Raw genomic sequence first — 935 nt, forward strand, 5'->3', positions numbered from 1 at the left:
TTGTACAACTATGGGCGCAAGATCGGCGGCGTGAACGCGGTATTGGAGGATGCCATTCACGATCTATTCGTTGATCTGTGGCGCTTCCGCGAAAAGCTGTCACCCACGACATCCGTAAGGTTTTATCTATACCGCTCGTTGCGGCGCAAGCTGTTGCGCAACGAGTCGCGCAAAGCCTTCTTTACGCTCGATGATTTTGTGATTGAAGATGTATGGCTGACACCCACGCCGTCGTCGGAGCAAAAGCTGATTGACGAAGAGAGTGGTCATCAACGCATACACCGGCTTCGCAAGTTACTGAACGATCTCTCGCCCCGGCAATACGAAGCCATGGTACTGCGATTCTATGATGAAATGGATTTTGAAGAGATTGCGGCGGTGTTGAATGTGAATGAGCAATCGGCACGCAACCTGGTGCAACGCGGGCTAACGCAGTTGCGGCAGTATGTAAAGTACGTGCTGTCGTTTTTTGTGATACTGTTTTATTGACACTTATCGTCTTCTAGTTCTGGCCGACCTGATAGGCCTTTACAAATTTATCGGGCGGCGGCAGGCAGCTTTGAACAAGCGCATTGTCCAGCACGTTGTATACGTGATTTTTCCAATAAGTCTTTTCTGCTTCTGAGAATATTCCGGTCAGCAAAATCTTGCGTGGCATGGCCAATGTATCGGATACGTTTGAGAATGACGCGCGGCTCACTTTGCAGGTGCAAAGGTCGAAGTTGATCTTGACCATTTTTACCTGGGTCTGTTCATCTATGTCTACCGCGAGTACGGTGTTGGCCCGGCCGCGGTTGCTCAGCAGGCCGACGGATTGTGCCTCAATGGCCTGTTGTTTTTGCTCATACGTCAACAGGACCGAGTCGGACAGGAGATCATGGACACTAAGCTCTTCACCCGCGGCCTGGTCGCGGTATTTGTCACAGCCAAAATAG

2 protein-coding genes are annotated in these 935 nt (G+C 50.7%); one reads left to right on the forward strand and one right to left on the reverse strand.

Annotation, left to right across the window (positions count from 1 at the left end; genetic code table 11):
• Positions 1 to 489 (forward strand): RNA polymerase sigma factor (locus tag KK062_RS29805; RefSeq protein ID WP_254088042.1); only part of this gene is annotated, 489 nt, incomplete at its 5' end.
• Positions 490 to 502: 13 nt separating this feature from the next.
• Here KK062_RS29805 and KK062_RS29810 read toward each other — a convergent pair.
• The coding region (locus tag KK062_RS29810) for a hypothetical protein (protein WP_254088043.1) at positions 503 to 935 on the reverse strand (433 nt) is incomplete at its 5' end.

Origin of the sequence: Dawidia cretensis (assembly GCF_018598175.1) — a bacterium.
Classification (GTDB): domain Bacteria; phylum Bacteroidota; class Bacteroidia; order Cytophagales; family Cyclobacteriaceae; genus Ohtaekwangia; species Ohtaekwangia cretensis.